This window comes from Pseudomonas sp. LF020 (assembly GCF_053456425.1).
The window spans coordinates 128,986-145,119 of record NZ_JBRFIX010000001.1; the positions used below are offsets into that span (position 1 = coordinate 128,986).

The 16,134-nt window shown below is 60.9% G+C and carries 12 protein-coding genes; 5 read left to right on the forward strand and 7 right to left on the reverse strand.

Features of this window, described 5'->3' with window-relative positions:
• Positions 1-3: 3 nt before the first annotated feature.
• From ACU680_RS00625 to lpxC, 4 genes are all read left to right on the forward strand, one after another.
• Entirely contained in the window at positions 4-870 is an 867-nt protein-coding gene (locus ACU680_RS00625; RefSeq protein ID WP_123587829.1) for a cell division protein FtsQ/DivIB, read from the forward strand.
• A gap of 15 nt (positions 871-885) precedes the next feature.
• Positions 886-2,145 (forward strand): cell division protein FtsA, encoded by a 1,260-nt coding sequence (gene ftsA / locus ACU680_RS00630; RefSeq protein ID WP_003228014.1) that lies wholly within the window; start codon positions 886-888, stop codon positions 2,143-2,145.
• 68 nt (positions 2,146-2,213) lie between these two features.
• Entirely contained in the window at positions 2,214-3,410 is a 1,197-nt protein-coding gene (ftsZ, locus tag ACU680_RS00635) for a cell division protein FtsZ (protein ID WP_047599230.1), read from the forward strand.
• 112 nt (positions 3,411-3,522) lie between these two features.
• Positions 3,523-4,434, forward strand: a complete 912-nt coding sequence (lpxC, locus tag ACU680_RS00640) for a UDP-3-O-acyl-N-acetylglucosamine deacetylase (protein ID WP_007961638.1) — start codon at positions 3,523-3,525, stop codon at positions 4,432-4,434.
• 202 nt (positions 4,435-4,636) lie between these two features.
• Here the strand turns inward: lpxC and ACU680_RS00645 are convergent, their stop codons facing one another.
• The 7 genes from ACU680_RS00645 to ACU680_RS00675 all read right to left on the reverse strand — a co-directional run bounded on the left by ACU680_RS00645 (position 4,637) and on the right by ACU680_RS00675 (position 14,657).
• Positions 4,637-6,145: a sensor domain-containing diguanylate cyclase gene (locus ACU680_RS00645; RefSeq protein WP_448178391.1), complete on the reverse strand. Its 1,509-nt coding sequence runs from the start codon at positions 6,143-6,145 to the stop codon at positions 4,637-4,639.
• A 193-nt stretch (positions 6,146-6,338) separates the two neighbouring features.
• Complete coding sequence (locus tag ACU680_RS00650; RefSeq protein ID WP_448178392.1) at positions 6,339-7,655, reverse strand: OprD family porin; 1,317 nt, start codon at positions 7,653-7,655, stop codon at positions 6,339-6,341.
• Between the two features lie 197 nt (positions 7,656-7,852).
• Complete coding sequence (locus tag ACU680_RS00655) at positions 7,853-8,074, reverse strand: hypothetical protein (RefSeq protein WP_007961642.1); 222 nt, start codon at positions 8,072-8,074, stop codon at positions 7,853-7,855.
• 286 nt (positions 8,075-8,360) lie between these two features.
• Positions 8,361-9,725, reverse strand: coding sequence for a heavy metal sensor histidine kinase (locus tag ACU680_RS00660; protein WP_448178393.1), 1,365 nt, complete (start codon positions 9,723-9,725; stop codon positions 8,361-8,363).
• Complete coding sequence (locus ACU680_RS00665; protein ID WP_003228008.1) at positions 9,715-10,392, reverse strand: heavy metal response regulator transcription factor; 678 nt, start codon at positions 10,390-10,392, stop codon at positions 9,715-9,717. Before ACU680_RS00665 ends, ACU680_RS00660 begins: the two co-directional genes overlap by 11 nt.
• 9 nt (positions 10,393-10,401) lie before the next feature.
• Positions 10,402-13,503, reverse strand: a complete 3,102-nt coding sequence (locus tag ACU680_RS00670; RefSeq protein ID WP_401069120.1) for a multidrug efflux RND transporter permease subunit — start codon at positions 13,501-13,503, stop codon at positions 10,402-10,404.
• The gene (locus tag ACU680_RS00675) at positions 13,500-14,657 is read right to left on the reverse strand and encodes an efflux RND transporter periplasmic adaptor subunit (protein ID WP_448178394.1); all 1,158 of its coding nucleotides are present in this window, start codon (positions 14,655-14,657) and stop codon (positions 13,500-13,502) included. The genes ACU680_RS00670 and ACU680_RS00675 overlap by 4 nt, the downstream gene beginning before the upstream one ends.
• 1,024 nt (positions 14,658-15,681) lie before the next feature.
• Between ACU680_RS00675 and ACU680_RS00680 the strand changes: the two genes are divergently transcribed.
• Positions 15,682-16,044 (forward strand): DUF6124 family protein, encoded by a 363-nt coding sequence (locus tag ACU680_RS00680; protein WP_448178395.1) that lies wholly within the window; start codon positions 15,682-15,684, stop codon positions 16,042-16,044.
• Positions 16,045-16,134: the final 90 nt, after the last annotated feature.

Sequence of the window (16,134 nt, forward strand, 5' to 3'; positions counted from 1 at the left end):
ACCATGCAAGGCGCTCATCTCAGACATCAGCCACCCGCACCCGGCCGCAAGCCGGTGCCGCGGGGTGCCAGCCGAATGGTGGCCAAAGAGCCGATGTCCGCGCGCCTGCCGAAAGCCAATTTCGGCTTTCTGAAAAGCCTGTTCTGGCCGGTGCTGCTGGTGGCGCTCGGGTTCGGCACCTACGAAGGCGCGCAGCGTTTGCTGCCGTACGCCGACCGGCCGATCACCAAGATCGCCGTGCAGGGCGACCTGAGCTACATCAGTCAGCAAGCGGTGCAGCAGCGAATCGCCCCGTACGTGGCGTCGAGCTTCTTCACCATTGATCTGGCCAGCATGCGTACCGAACTTGAGCAGATGCCCTGGATCGCCCACGCCGAAGTACGCCGGGTGTGGCCGGATCAGGTGGTGATCCGCCTCGAAGAGCAACTGCCCGTGGCCCGTTGGGGCGACGAGTCGCTGCTCAACAACCAGGGTCAGGCCTTCACGCCAAAGGAGTTGGCGAACTACGAACACCTGCCACAGCTGTTCGGCCCACAACGGGCCCAGCAGCAAGTGATGCAGCAGTATCAGGTGCTGAGCCAGATGCTCCGGCCGCTGGGCTTCTCGATCGCGCGCCTGGAACTGCGTGAACGTGGCAGCTGGTTCCTGACCACCGGTGCCGGCAGCTCCGGCCCCGGCATCGAGTTGCTGCTGGGACGCGGCAACCTGGTGGAAAAGATGCGCCGCTTCATTGCCATCTATGACAAGACGCTTAAAGACCAGATTACGAACATTGCGCGCATCGATCTGCGCTACGCCAACGGCCTCGCCGTTGGCTGGCGGGAACCTGTAGCGCCGACGACAGACAAACCCGCTGTCGCAAAGAATTAAGAAGAGGCAGGACCCATGGCAAACGTGCAAAGCGGCAAAATGATCGTCGGTCTGGATATCGGCACCTCCAAGGTGGTGGCGCTGGTAGGCGAGGTCGCGGACGACGGCACGCTGGAAATCGTCGGTATCGGTACTCACCCGTCCCGCGGCCTGAAGAAGGGCGTGGTGGTGAACATCGAATCCACCGTGCAATCGATCCAGCGCGCGATCGAAGAAGCCCAACTGATGGCGGGCTGCCGCATTCACTCGGCGTTCGTCGGCGTGGCCGGCAATCACATCCGCAGCCTGAACTCCCACGGCATCGTGGCGATTCGTGACCGCGAAGTGAGCTCGGCTGACCTGGAGCGCGTACTCGACGCCGCCCAGGCCGTGGCGATCCCGGCTGACCAGCGCGTGCTGCACACCCTGCCGCAGGATTACGTGATCGATAACCAGGAAGGCGTCCGCGAGCCTCTGGGCATGTCCGGCGTGCGTCTGGAAGCCAAGGTTCACGTGGTCACCTGCGCCGTCAACGCTGCACAGAACATTGAAAAATGCGTGCGTCGCTGCGGTCTGGAAATCGACGACATCATTCTCGAGCAACTGGCCTCGGCCTACTCGGTACTGACCGACGACGAAAAAGAGCTGGGCGTGTGCCTGGTCGACATCGGCGGCGGCACCACCGACATTGCGATCTTCACCGAAGGCGCGATCCGCCACACTGCGGTGATCCCGATTGCCGGTGATCAGGTGACCAACGACATCGCCATGGCGTTGCGCACCCCGACCCAGTACGCCGAAGAGATCAAGATCCGCTACGCCTGCGCCCTGGCCAAACTGGCCGGTGCCGGCGAAACCATCAAGGTGCCGAGCGTTGGCGACCGTCCACCGCGCGAACTGTCGCGTCAGGCCCTGGCCGAAGTGGTCGAGCCGCGTTACGACGAGCTGTTCACCCTGATTCAGGCCGAGCTGCGTCGCAGCGGCTACGAAGACCTGATCCCGGCGGGCATCGTCCTGACCGGCGGTACGTCGAAGATGGAAGGTGCCACCGAACTGGCTGAAGAAATCTTCCACATGCCGGTGCGCCTGGGCGTGCCGCATGGCGTGAAGGGCCTGGATGACGTGGTGCGTAACCCGATTTATTCCACTGGCGTGGGCTTGTTGATGTACGGCCTGCAGAAGCAGTCCGACGGGATCTCGTTCTCGGGCATCGGCAGCCGCGACAGCTACAGCAACGATGAGCCACAGGCGCCGTTGCTGGACCGATTGAAGAAGTGGGTTCAAGGCAACTTCTAACGCTTTACCGCAACACCGCAACAAAAATGCAGTAGGCGAAAAAACTAGAGAATGTAAGGAGAGGGAAAATGTTCGAACTCGTAGACAACATCCCCGCAAGCCCGGTAATCAAAGTTATCGGTGTTGGCGGTGGCGGCGGCAACGCTGTCAACCACATGGTCAAGAGCAACATCGAAGGCGTCGAATTCATCTGCGCCAACACTGATGCTCAAGCGCTGAAAAACATCGGCGCGCGCACCATCCTGCAACTGGGCACCGGCGTGACCAAAGGTCTGGGCGCTGGCGCCAACCCTGAAGTAGGTCGTCAGGCCGCTCTCGAAGACCGTGAGCGCATTGCCGAAGTCCTGCAGGGCACCAACATGGTGTTCATCACCACTGGCATGGGCGGCGGTACCGGTACCGGTGCTGCACCGATCATCGCCGAAGTGGCCAAGGAAATGGGCATCCTGACCGTTGCGGTCGTGACCCGTCCGTTCCCGTTCGAAGGCCGCAAGCGTATGCAGATCGCCGACGAAGGCATCCGCATGCTCTCCGAAAGCGTCGACTCGTTGATCACCATCCCTAACGAGAAACTGCTGACCATCCTCGGTAAAGACGCGAGCCTGCTGTCGGCTTTCGCCAAGGCTGACGACGTACTGGCCGGTGCCGTTCGCGGTATCTCCGACATCATCAAGCGTCCGGGCATGATCAACGTCGACTTCGCCGACGTGCGTACCGTGATGAGCGAAATGGGCATGGCGATGATGGGCACTGGCTGCGCCAGCGGTCCGAACCGTGCACGTGAAGCGACCGAAGCGGCCATCCGCAACCCGCTGCTGGAAGACGTGAACCTGCAAGGCGCACGCGGCATCCTGGTGAACATCACCGCAGGTCCCGACCTGTCCCTGGGTGAGTACTCCGACGTGGGTAGCATCATCGAAGCCTTCGCTTCCGAGCACGCAATGGTCAAGGTCGGTACCGTTATCGATCCGGACATGCGCGACGAACTGCACGTCACCGTGGTTGCCACCGGTCTGGGCGCGAAAATCGAGAAGCCTGTGAAGGTCATCGACAACACCGTTCACACCTCCATGGCTTCCGCTCAGGTGCAACAACCGGCTCCTGCGCGTCAGGAAGCTCCGGCGGTGAACTACCGTGACCTGGACCGTCCGACCGTCATGCGCAACCAGGCTCAGGCCGGTGCTGCGACTGCCGCGAAGATGAACCCGCAGGACGATCTGGATTACCTGGACATCCCGGCATTCCTGCGTCGTCAGGCCGATTGATGGAATGTATCAGGGCTATGACGGTGATTGGTGTTCAGCAAAGGCTCGGTCTGCTATTATCGCCAGCCTTTGTTGATACCAGTTCGCAATTTGCGCTGAAGCGGCCCAAGCCATGATTAAACAACGCACACTGAAAAATATTATCCGTGCCACAGGTGTAGGCCTGCATTCCGGGGAGAAGGTCTACCTGACCCTCAAGCCTGCGCCTGTCGACACTGGCATTGTGTTTTGTCGCGCTGACCTCGACCCTGTGGTGCAGATCCCTGCCCGCGCGGAAAACGTCGGTGAAACCACTATGTCGACGACGCTGATCAACGGCGACGTCAAAGTGGACACGGTAGAGCACTTGCTCTCGGCCATGGCTGGCCTGGGCATCGATAACGCCTACGTCGAGCTCTCCGCGTCCGAAGTCCCGATCATGGATGGCAGCGCTGGACCGTTCGTATTCCTGATTCAATCGGCTGGCCTGGAAGAGCAGGACGCCGCCAAGAAATTCATCCGCATCCTGCGTGAAGTGACAGTGGAAGACGGCGACAAGCGCGCCACTTTCGTCCCTTTCGAAGGGTTCAAGGTGAGCTTCGAGATCGATTTCGATCACCCGGTTTTCCGGGACCGCACCCAAAGTGCAAGCGTGGATTTTTCCAGCACTTCGTTCGTAAAAGAAGTCAGCCGCGCCCGTACTTTCGGTTTCATGAGTGACATCGAGTACCTGCGCAAGCACAACCTCGCACTCGGCGGCAGCGTTGAAAACGCGATCGTGGTGGATTCCGATGGTGTACTGAACGAAGACGGCCTTCGCTACGAAGACGAATTCGTGAAGCACAAGATCCTCGATGCGATTGGCGACCTGTACCTGCTGGGTAACAGCCTGATTGGTGAGTTCAAAGGCTTCAAGTCCGGTCATGCACTGAACAACCAGCTGCTGCGCAAGTTGATTGAGCAGACAGATGCGTGGGAAGTCGTGACGTTCGAAGACGCCAGCACTGCACCGATCTCTTACATGCGCCCGGTTGCGGCGGTGTAAGTAAAAAACCTCTCTAGTTTTTTGAAGGCCATCCCCGGATGGCCTTTTTTTATGCCTGCGGTTTTTGTGTTGCCTGGGCTGGCCCAATCGCTGGCAAGCCAGCTCCCACAAGTTCTTTGTTGATCTCAAATCTGCAGCACCCCACATACCCATGTGGGAGCTGGCTTGCCAGCGATTGGGCCAGTGCCAGCACCTCGAGGTTTCAGGCCGCCACCACCACCCGATTGCGCCCCCCTTCTTTGGCCTGATACAACGCCTTGTCCGCCGCAAACAGCAGTTGCTCAAGCGACATCTCGACCGTTGCCGTCCAGGTGCTGATGCCGATACTGACGGTCATCGCCACGTCCGCGCCCTCGACCCTCGGCATTTGCTCGACCGCCTGGCGGATATGCTCGGCAATCTGTGCGGCGCCGCTGCTGTCGGTTTCGGCGAGGATCACCGAAAACTCTTCACCGCCGTAACGGGCGACCAGATCCCCAGGTCGTCGTACGTTCGCCGTGATCACCTTGGCCAGTTCGCGCAGCGCCTGATCACCGGCCTGATGCCCATGACGGTCGTTGAACGCCTTGAAGTGATCGGCATCGATCATCATCACCGACAGCGGCTTGCCCGAGCGCTGGGCGCGGAACCATTCGTGGCGCAGCGCCTGATCGAGCATCCGCCGGTTGGCCACGCCGGTCAGCGCATCGGTGGCGGCCAGTTGCGCCAATTCGCGTTCGGCGCGCTGGCGCAAACGCAATTCGCGGGCGAGCAGCCAGGTCAGCCACAGCAGTCCGGCGCAGAGCACGCCGGTGGCGCCGCTGATCAACAGCGCGGTGCGGCGCCAGGTGCCGAACACCTCATCACTGGAGAGCGCGACCATCACCGTCAACGGCAGATTGCCGACCCGCGAATAGGTGTAGAGCCGTTGCTGATGATCCATGCTCGAGGTGCTGGTGAAACTGCCGCTACCATCCTTGTCGCCGAGAATCCGCACCACGTTGGGCCGGTTGCCGAAACTCTTGCCGATGGAGTCGCTTTGCAGATAAGGCTTCTGCGCCAGCAGCACGCCGTCGCTGTTGATGATGTTCAGCGTGCTGTCCTTGCCGATGTCGAGGCTGTTGAACAGTTGATCGAAGTAGTCGAGCTTCATCGACGCCACCGCCACGCCTGCGAACTCACCGGTGTTGGAGGAGATCCGCCGACTGAAGCTGATACGCCATTGATTGGCGTCGTCGCAATCGCAGCGGGTCTTGAACGGGCGGCTGATAAACATGCCGATATCGCGGTTGAAGGCATGGGCGAGAAAGTAATCGCGGTCGGCGAAATTGCCCGGCTTGGGTTCGACCCGCGACGAGTCGGCGACCACATCGCCGTGCTTGTCGAGCAGCAGGATGTCGCCCTTGAAGCGCGCAGTAGTGGAGCGGTCGAACAGCGCCAGATGGCGGATCTGCGGGGTGACGTCGCGCAAGTCGTCGCGCTGGGCGGCGGCGATCAGGCCTTGCAGGGTCAGGTCATACAACTCGACCGTGCGCAGGACGTCGGCGTCGATCAACTGGGCGATGGTGGTGGCGCTGCGGGTGGCCGATTCCTGAGCGTTGGCGTGCTCACGAATCAGCAGAAAAGTGACGATGCACAGAATCGCGATCACGGTCAGCGAACTGCCGCAGATCAGCAGCAATTCGGGGCGTCCGGTCTTGCCCGCCAGAGGTGGGGTACGGCTCGCGATCATGATGGGCTGTCGGTTGGGGTGAGACTTATAAGAGTAGTTGCACAAACACGGAACCATCTGTGGCGAGGGAGCTTGCTCCCGCCGGGTTGCGCAGCGACCCCTCGCTTTCGAGGAGGGGCCTGCTGCGCAGTCCAGCGGGAGCAAGCTCCCTCGCCACAGGTTCTGTGTCAGTCGCGACTGACTTGAGGTGATCTTAGAAGACGTTGATCGGGTAGTCGACAATCACACGGTATTCATCTGTGTCAGTGTCGATTGCGCCGTAACCGTTGCCGCCACGGTTGGTCGCCCATTGCAGGCGTACCGCGAGATCTTTCGCCTGGCCGCTTTGCACCACGTATTTCAGGTCGAGGTCACGCTCCCAGTGTTTGGCGTTGCGGCCGTCAGCGCTGTACCACGAAGCGTAGCCCTTGCTGTCCGGGTCGACTTTGGTCAGGTCCACGGTGCCGCGCGAATAGGAGACCGCCGAAGTCAGGCCCGGCACACCGAGACCGGCGAAGTCGTAGGCGTACTTGAGCTTCCACGAGCGTTCGTTCGGGCCGTTGAAGTCCGAGTACTGTTGCGAGTTGTCGAGGTAAACGCTGTCGCCCTGGCTGATGTAGTCGAACGGCGTGTTGCCGTTGACCCGCTGGTACGCAGCGGTGACGCTGTGGTTGCCGATGCCGACGGTGAAATGCAGGCTGTAGGTGTTGTTGTCGATGTCGCCCAGCAGCGCGTCGCCGGTGTCCTGCGTGTGATAGAAGTGCAGGCCCGGGTTGAGGCTGACCAGATCGTTCAACTGCCAGGTGTAGTCGAGGTCGTAGTAGTACTGGTTCCAGATGTCCTTGAGCTCGGCGGCGTACAGATTGCTGGTCAGGCCTTCGACGCCGCTCCAGGACACGCCGGCCCAGTTCAGGTGGCGGCTTTGGTCGCCCTCGGCGAGTTTGCCGTAGGACGTGCCGATGCGCTGGCGACCGCTCTGGTTGTACGGCTTGGTGAAACTGGCCTGGCCACCTTCGAACATCCAGCCGTCGAAACTGTGATTGGTCAGACTGACGCCACGGAAGGTCTGCGGCAGCATGCGCGAATCACCGCCGGCAATCACCGGGTTGGTGAGGAACAGATCACCCGCCTTCAGCTCGGTATCGAACGCACGCATCTTCAACGTGCCGCCCGCAGTCGAGAACGAGCCCGGCGCTTTGCCGTTGCCATCGCTGATCGGCAGGATGCTCGAACCATCGGTACCGCCACCGCCGTCGAGCTTCAGCCCGAGCATGGCGTGGGCGTCGATGCCGAAGCCGACCGTGCCTTCGGTGTAACCCGACTGGAAGACCCCGAGAAAGCCCTGACCCCACTCGATGTTGTCGTCCGTCTGCTGCAGACGGTTGCGATTCATGTAGTAGTTGCGGGCGTTGAGGTTGAGGCTCGAGCCTTCGACGAAACCTTCCTTCGCGGCTTCGTCGGCATGGGCGGCGGGGGCAATCGTTGCGGCAATTGCAATGAACAACGGAGAGAAGCGGACTGGGTAACGCACTTGCGATGGAGCTCCTTGGGTCAACTGACACTTCAATGTCTTGAGGTGCGGGATGTTTCTTGTTTTTTACAGACGAACCAAACGGCTTTCAGACCACAACGAAAAAAGGCCGCTGAAAATCAGCGGCCTGCAAGGACGACGGTTGAACGGGAAGAGCCAAACAACCGCGTCGAGGGAAATGTTTCGCGGTGCGCGACTCAGCTGTCTTTCTCGGCTGCTTGAGCCTGGGAAGTGGCGGCTTGAGGGGCTTGCGAGGCGTCCTGCGATTTGGCCATCACTTCTGCCTGAGACTGTTCGAAGGCGTGAGCGCGAGCGGCATTCTGCGCGACGAACGACTGCGATTCTTCAGCCAGCGCCATTGGCGACAGGATCAACGAGGACAAAACGAAAGCGCTGGCAATACCCATGCTGTTGGACATCTTGAAAACCTTCTTGCTTGGCAAGTGCTGTTTGGTGCGGGCAAAGATAAGGTCGCCGGGCGCCGGGAAACAGCGTGATTTTCATAAATGACTGTTACAGCAGAAGCAAAGATCAACCATGGGTGAACGCCATTCCCTGTGGTGAGGGAGCTTGCTCCCGCTCGGCTGCGCAGCAGTCGTAAATCCTGCAAACGCAGTATGTCTGAATGAATGTGATTGTCGGGTATGGGGCCGCTTCGCAGCCCAGCGGGAGCAAGCTCCCTCGCCACAGTGGTTTGCTATTCAGTTAGACCGGAAGGTGGATGCCGAAGGTATTCATCCCCCGATCACTGCGCACAAACACATCTCCACCGTGCATCAGCGCAATTGCCTTGACGATCGCCAGCCCCAATCCATGGTTGTTGCCGCTGTTGCTGCGCGAGGCATCAACCCGGTAGAAGCGCTCGAACAAGCGTGGCAAGTGCTCGCTGGCAATCGGCGATCCCGGGTTGGCCACGCCGATGCTGACCTGATGCGCTTCAACTTCGATACGCACTTCGATCACCTTGCCCGGCTCGGTGTGCTGCACGGCGTTGCTGAGCAGGTTGATCAGCGCCCGACGCAAATGCGCAATCTCGATTCGCACCTGCGCATCGCCACTCACATGCACCTGCACCTGCGCGTCTTCGAGGATGAAATCCAGGTACTCCAGCGTGGTCGCGACCTCATCGGCCAATGAAGTTTCAGTGAGTTTGGTCGCCTTGCTGCCCTGATCGGCGCTGGCCAGAAACAGCATGTCGTTGATGATCGAACGCAGGCGTTCCAGTTCTTCAAGATTGGATTGCAGCACTTCGAAATAATGCTCGGCGGAGCGCCCGCGCGTCAGTGCGACCTGGGTCTGGCCGATCAGGTTGGTCAATGGCGAGCGCAGTTCGTGGGCGACGTCGGCGTTGAACGATTCCAGCCGCGAATAGGCCTGTTCGACCCGCTCCAGTGTCGAGTTGAACGACTCGACAAACTGCTCAAGCTCCGGCGGCAACGGTGACAGGCGCAAGCGCCCGGCGCGCAGTGGCGGCGCCAGACGCTGGGCTTCGTGGGACAGCTTGATCAGCGGCTTCAAGCCAATCCGCGCCACCCAATAACCCAGCGCCGAAGCCATCAGCACACCAACGATTGCCAGCCCGATCAGAGCGATCAGCAGGTTGTGCTGAGTCTCATGAAAGGTCTCGGTATCGATGCCGATCATGAAGCGCAGCGGCGGGCGTTGATCCTTGGCCGGCAGTTCGGTCAGCAGCACTTTCAGCGGATAAGGATGCTCGGGCAATTGCAGGTCATGCATGCCCGTCGGACCTTTGGCGAAGGCGCGGATTCGCGCGTCAGGCTCGCCATATTCGTAGCCGGGATCGCCGCTGACCACCCAGAAACGAATGCGCTTGTCCTCTTCGCCGAGCAGCTTGAGCTTGGCGTTGATCTTCACCCAATGCTCAGGCGTGCCATAACGGTTGAGCGCCGATTCGAGCACGCTGTAACGCGCATCCAGCTCGGCTTCCGGCAGCAGACCCAAGCCCTTGTCGACTTGCTGATACAGCGCGCCGCCGATCAACAGAAACACCAGCAGCGCCACCAGCGTAAACATCCCGCTCAGGCGCAGGGCAATTGAGTTACTGGACACCACGGCTCTCCAGCACATAACCCATGCCGCGAATGGTGTGCAGCAGTTTCTCGTCGAACGGCCCGTCGAGCTTGGCCCGCAGACGTTTGATCGCGACTTCGACAACATTCGCGTCGCTGTCGAAATTGATGTCCCAGACCATCTCGGCAATCGCGGTTTTCGAGAGAATTTCACCTTGGCGGCGCGCCAGAACGCTGAGCAGCGAGAACTCTTTCGCCGTCAGATCCAGTCGCGTGCCGGCACGGGTGGCCTTGCGGCTGATCAGGTCGATCCACAGGTCGGCGATGCTCACTTGCACCGGTTCATGGCCGCCGCTGCGCCGGGTCAGCGCTTGCAGGCGGGCCACCAGTTCGAGGAAGGAAAACGGCTTGCCGAGGTAATCGTCGGCGCCGTCACGCAGGCCCCTGATCCGGTCTTCGACGCGCTCGCGGGCGGTGAGCATGATCACCGGGGTCTGCTTGCGCGCACGTAAGGCGCGCAGCACGCCGAAGCCGTCCAGACCCGGCAGCATGACGTCGAGGACGATCACCGCGTAGTCGCTTTCCAGCGCCAGGTGCAGGCCCTCGACGCCGTCGCGGGCCAGATCCACGGTGTAACCCTGTTCCGTCAGACCGCGGTGCAGATAATCCGCGGTTTTTTCCTCGTCTTCGATAATCAGAACGCGCATGACCCTGCCTCAGTCTGTGGTCGCCAGTGCCGTCGTGGGCATTGGTTTGGGCCTGTGGAATAGCCGCTCAAGCCACAAGTATATGACCGGAGTGGTAAACAGCGTCAGCATCTGGCTGACCAGCAAACCGCCCACCACCGCAATCCCCAGCGGCTGACGCAGCTCGGCGCCGGTGCCGTAGCCGAGCATCAGCGGCAGCGCGCCGAGCAGGGCGGCGAGGGTGGTCATGATGATCGGCCGAAACCGCGTCAGGCACGCTTCGAAAATCGCATCCTGCGGCGCCAGTCCGCGATGACGTTGAGCCTCCAGCGCAAAGTCGATCATCAGAATGCCGTTTTTCTTGACGATACCGATCAGCAGCACCAGCCCGATCAGCGCCATGATCGAAAAGTCCTGACCGCAGATCCACAGCATGATTACTGCACCGAGGCCCGCCGCCGGCAGGGTCGAAATGATCGTCAGCGGATGCACGAAGCTCTCGTAAAGCACGCCGAGAATGATGTACACCGCCACCAGCGCCGCGAGAATCAGCCACGGCTGACTGGCCAGCGAACTCTGGAACGCCTGCGCCGCGCCCTGGAAGTTGCCGCTGATCGCGGTCGGCATGCCGATCTCGGCCTTGGCCTGATTGAGCAGGATCACCGCGTCGCCCAACGCCACGCCGGGCGCGAGGTTGAACGACAGGTTGGCAGCCGGGAACATGCCGTCATGGGCAATCGACAGCGGGCCGATGGTCGGCGCATCGAATTTGGCCAGCGCCGACAGCGGCACCATCTCGCCACTCAGCGGCGAGCGCAGGTAGAAATAGTTGAGGCTTTCGGCCTTGCCGCGCTGCTTGGTGTCCAACTCGAGAATCACGTTGTACTGGTTGACCTGGGTCTGGAACTCGTTGATCTGGCGCTGACCGAAGGCGTCGTACAGCGCCTCGTCCACGTCACTGGCAGTCAGGCCGAAACGCGCGGCAGCGCTGCGATCGATGCTGATGTGGGTGATGCTGCCGCCCAGTTGCAGGTCGTTGGAAATATCGCGGAACGCCGGGTTGCTGCGCAGTTTTTCGGTAAGGCGCTGGGTCCAGGTGGCGAGGGTCGCGCCATCGTTGCTCTTGAGCACGTATTGGTACTGCGCACGACTCGGGCCGGAGCTGAGGTTGATGTCCTGGCCGGCGCGCAGGTACAGGACGATGCCCGGGACTTTCATCAGTTGCGGACGAATGCGGTCGATGAACTGGCTGGCGGACACGTCGCGGTCACCGCGCTTTTTCAAAGCAATCCAGAAGCGCCCGTTGGCAATGGTCTGGTTACTACCGGATACACCCACCGAGTGCGAGAACGCCTGCACGGCCGGGTCGGCGGCGACGATTTCGGCCATCGCCAGGTGTTTTTTCACCATGTCGCCGTAGGAGATATCCGCAGCGGCTTCGGTGGTCCCGAGGACAAACCCGGTGTCCTGTACCGGGAAAAAACCCTTGGGGATAAAGATGTAGCCGGCAATCGCCATTGCCAGCGACAGGCCGAACACGCCGATCATCAGCTTCTGATGGGCGAGGGCGCGGCGCAGGCCTTTTTCGTACCAGGCCAGCAAGCGTTCGCTGAAGCCCGGTTTGTCGTGGGCGTGGTGCACCGGTTTGCGCATGAACAGCGCTGCCAGCGTCGGCGCCAGGGTCAACGACACCACCACCGAAATCAAAATGGTCGAGGTCGCCGTCAGGGCGAATTCCTTGAACAACCGCCCGACCACGCCGCCCATGAACAGCAGCGGAATAAACGCTGCCACCAGCGAGAAACTGATCGACACCACGGTAAAGCCGATCTCGCCGGCACCTTTGACCGCCGCTTCGCGCATGCTGTCGCCGGCCTCCAGATGCCGGTGGATGTTCTCCACCACCACAATCGCATCGTCCACGACAAACCCGACCGCGACGACGATCGCCACCAGCGTCAGGTTGTTCAGACTGAAACCCAGCAGGTACATCAGGGCGAAACTGGCGGTCAGCGATACACCGAGCACCGCCGAGACGATCATGGTCGCCGACAACTGGCGCAGGAACAGCGCCATCACCGCCACCACCAGCAGGATCGCGATCAGCAGGGTGATCTCGACTTCATGCAGCGAGGCGCGAATGGTCTGGGTGCGGTCGATCAGGGTTTTTACCTGCACCGAGGCCGGGAGCATGGCTTCGAGGCCGGGCAGGGCAGCTTGAATGCGGTCGACGGTTTCGACGATGTTGGCGCCGGGCTGGCGCGAGATCACCAGGTTCACCCCGGGTTGATCACCGGCCCAGGCCTGCACGTAGGCATCTTCCGAACCGTTGACGACTTTGGCGACATCGCGCAGGTGAACCGGGGCGCCGTCCTTGTAGGAAACGATGAGTTGGCTGTAGTCCTCGGGATGGAACAACTGGTCGTTGGTCGACAGCGTCGAGATGCTCGATTCGCCGTACAACGCACCTTTGGCCAGGTTGAGGCTGGTCTGCTGGATCGCCAGACGAATGTCGGCCAGGGTCAGGCCAATCGCCGCCAGTTTGTCGGCCGAGGCTTGCACGCGGATCGCCGGACGTTGCTGACCGGTGATGTTGATCTGGCCTACACCGTCGATCTGACTGATCTGACGCGAGAGCAGGGTTTCCACCAGGTCGCTGAGTTCAGTGCCGGGCATTTGCGTCGAGCTGACGCTGAGAATCAGCACCGGGCTGTCGGCCGGGTTGACCTTCTTCCAGGTCGGCAGGGTCGGCATGTCCTTGGGCAGCTTGCCGGCGGCGGTGTTGATTGCGGCCTGCACTTCCTGGGCGGCGGTGTCGATGCTCTTGTCGAGGGTGAATTGCAGGGTCAGCAGGCTGGAGCCGAGCGCACTGCTGGAGGTCATCTGGGTCATGCCGGGGATGGCGCTGAATTGCACCTCCAGCGGCGTAGCGACGGATGAGGCCATGGTGTCGGGGCTGGCGCCGGGCAACTGCGCCGAGACCTGAATTGTAGGAAATTCTGCTTCCGGCAGTGGGGCAATTGGCAGGCGCGGGAAGGCAATCACGCCGACCAGCACCAAAGCGATGGTCAGCAGAATCGTCGCGACCGGGTGATCGATGCACCAGGTGGAAACGCCTTTGTGCTCCTTCATGGTTTCGGCTCCGCTTGCACCACCTGCGGCGGCTCGCTCATGACCTGCACGGTCGAACCGGGTTTGAGCCGCGACTGACCGTCACTGACCAACTGATCGCCAGCCTTTACGCCTTTGATGATGTCCTGCCCGCTACCCTGATAAACCATCTGCACTTGCACGGCTTCGACCTTGTCGCCATTCACGCGATAGACGAAGTGTTGATCGAGACCGCGCTGTACGACGGTGGGCGGCACCACCAGGGCATCCTTGTCCAGCGCCGTCTGAATTTTTACCGTCACCAATAGGCCCGGCCAGAGTTTCTGGCTGGCGTTGTCGAATTCGGCCTTGGCGCGGATGGTGCCGGTGTTGGCGTTGATCTGGTTGTCGATCAGGGTCAGGTGACCTTCGCCGAGCAGGTTGCCGGTTTCGCCGTCGGTGTCGGCGCCGATGTAGGCCTTGACCTGCGCACGCTGCGGATCGTTGATCAAGCCCTGCAGGGTCGGCAGCATTTGCTGGGGCAGCGAGAACTCGACGGCGATCGGGTCGATCTGGGTCACGGTGAACAGGCCGGCGGTGTCGGTCATGCGCAGGAAGTTGCCTTCATCGACTGTACGAATACCGACGCGGCCGGTGACCGGGGAGCGAATCTGCGTGTAGGAAAGTTGTACCTGCGCCGAGTCAATCGAGGCCTGGTTGCCCTGGGCGGTGGCTTTCAGTTGGTTGACCAGTGCCTGCTGCTGGTCGTAGGTCTGCTTGGAGACGCCGTCGTCGACGCTGAGCAGTTTGTAGCGCTTGAGGTTGACCAGGGCGACCTGCAATTGCGCCTGGCTTTCGCCCAGTTGCGCTCGGGCCTGGTCGAGGCTGGCGCGGATCGAGCGGTCGTCGATGGTGGCGAGCAGGTCGCCGGCTTTGACGAGTTGGCCTTCCTTGACGAGGATTTTGGTGAGGATGCCGTCGACTTGTGGGCGTACTACGACGCTGTGTAATGAGAGTACGGAGCCGATGCCACTGGTGTAGCGGGGGACGTCTTTTTCGCTGACGGTGACGACGCGAACCGGGATGGCGGTCGGGGTGGCCAGTTTGGTCGGGGCGGGTTTCATTGCCCACCATGCGCCTGCGGCGGCCAGGGCGATCACTAGGGCTAGTAGGGCTTGGTTTTTCTTGATTCGCATGAAATGGGGCGCCAAGGGCTGGAGTTTGGGCAGGTTGGGTATTTATAAACTTGTTTGGGGGTCAGGAGGGTGACGGCTGGCTGTCAGCGCTGTCAGTTTCGCCGGGGTGGATATCCGTATCTGAGGGTGTGGCTGATTACGGTTCCGCCCTTACGGCGGGTCACTTTTTCCAGACGCCGAAAAAGTAACCAAAAAGGCTTGCTCCTGCGTTCGGCCCGCTCGCTGGGGCTCGGGGTCCCTTCGCTCCGGGATCGATCCGGGCGCAGCGCCTACGGTTTGCTTCGCTGCACCTCCTCTCGCTGTGTTTGGCTGCGCCAAACGGTCGCTGCGCTCCCACGCCCGGATCAATCCCTCCACTCAGCCTTCCGACGTCGCCCGTGGATCAAGATCAAGAGCGACAGCCGAGCTTGCGCTCATCCTGGAGTGGGGCGGCATGCGCCGCGTGCGGGTTGTACTTATCTTCCCTGTAGGAGCTGCCGCAGGCTGCGATCTTTTGATCTTTTGTGGGAGCTGGCTTGCCAGCGATGGCGGACTGACAGCCGACCAAGGTTTTGCGGATTGCATACGATCCCATTGTAGGAGTGAGCCTGCTCGCGATGGCAGCCTGACAGCCGACCAATCTCTGGCAGGTGTACTCGATTCAACTGTGGGAGCGAGCTTGCTCGCGAAGAGGTCTGTCCAGTCAGCCGATTACATTGATCTGTTTAATTTTGTGCCAAACAACCAGAACCTTCCCACAAGGTTTTCAGGTTGTCCGTCGGAAGCGGGGTCTCTAGGCTTTGGTTGTCGCTGCAAATTCAGCGATCGGGTGTGGAAACCCGATTCAAGTAGAAACAATGCACCAGCACCGTAATCGTTGCCGACGTCTTTTTTCGTCTGCAAACTGCGTCGCGGCGGCTGTGCGTGGGCAGACTTCGGTCTGGCCGGTTGCCTACTTATCGGTTTTCCACCCCGCGCACAGTTGCCACCTTTTGTCGTGTGGAAACGACAAAGGCTGGCTCCCAAATACAAGTAGGAGCTACCCATGGATAAACTGATTCCAGACCCACCCCCCGAACCTAAAACCCCACTCGCCGAAGCCATCCGCGCAGAAGACCTCGCCCAAAATCGCGAAGCCATCAAACGCGCGCTCGACTTTTACCTCTGTCCGCAACCCGCCCAGCCGCGACAGCCAAGCACAATGTTTCTGGTCAACCCAGCTATCGACACTGAAACCCTGCTCGCCCACGCTTACGAATCGTTGGCCTCTGTCAGTGCCATGGCCAGCAATTTCGCCAATGAACTCGGTGGTCCGCAACGCAGCACGGTGCTGGCGATCCAGCAGATCGTCATGCTCGCCGAACTGGCGGTGAACCGGGCGCTGGATCGGGTTGACCCACGCACTTGATTCGTCCGAGCGCCGTGTCATCGCTCATCGCGAGCAGGCTCGCTCCCACTCACCTGTGGGAGCGAGCTTGCTCGCGAAGGCGTTTGTCCG

What these genes read in the sequence shown, in the direction of transcription:
- ACU680_RS00625 (WP_123587829.1), top strand. Translation starts at nt 4, where the DNA reads ATGCAAGGCGCTCATCTCAGACATCAGCCACCCGCACCCGGCCGCAAG.
- ftsA (WP_003228014.1), top strand. Translation starts at nt 886, where the DNA reads ATGGCAAACGTGCAAAGCGGCAAAATGATCGTCGGTCTGGATATCGGC.
- ftsZ (WP_047599230.1), top strand. Translation starts at nt 2,214, where the DNA reads ATGTTCGAACTCGTAGACAACATCCCCGCAAGCCCGGTAATCAAAGTT.
- lpxC (WP_007961638.1), top strand. Translation starts at nt 3,523, where the DNA reads ATGATTAAACAACGCACACTGAAAAATATTATCCGTGCCACAGGTGTA.
- ACU680_RS00645 (WP_448178391.1), bottom strand. Translation starts at nt 6,145, where the DNA reads ATGATCGCGAGCCGTACCCCACCTCTGGCGGGCAAGACCGGACGCCCC.
- ACU680_RS00655 (WP_007961642.1), bottom strand. Translation starts at nt 8,074, where the DNA reads ATGTCCAACAGCATGGGTATTGCCAGCGCTTTCGTTTTGTCCTCGTTG.
- ACU680_RS00665 (WP_003228008.1), bottom strand. Translation starts at nt 10,392, where the DNA reads ATGCGCGTTCTGATTATCGAAGACGAGGAAAAAACCGCGGATTATCTG.
- ACU680_RS00670 (WP_401069120.1), bottom strand. Translation starts at nt 13,503, where the DNA reads ATGAAGGAGCACAAAGGCGTTTCCACCTGGTGCATCGATCACCCGGTC.
- ACU680_RS00675 (WP_448178394.1), bottom strand. Translation starts at nt 14,657, where the DNA reads ATGCGAATCAAGAAAAACCAAGCCCTACTAGCCCTAGTGATCGCCCTG.
- ACU680_RS00680 (WP_448178395.1), top strand. Translation starts at nt 15,682, where the DNA reads ATGGATAAACTGATTCCAGACCCACCCCCCGAACCTAAAACCCCACTC.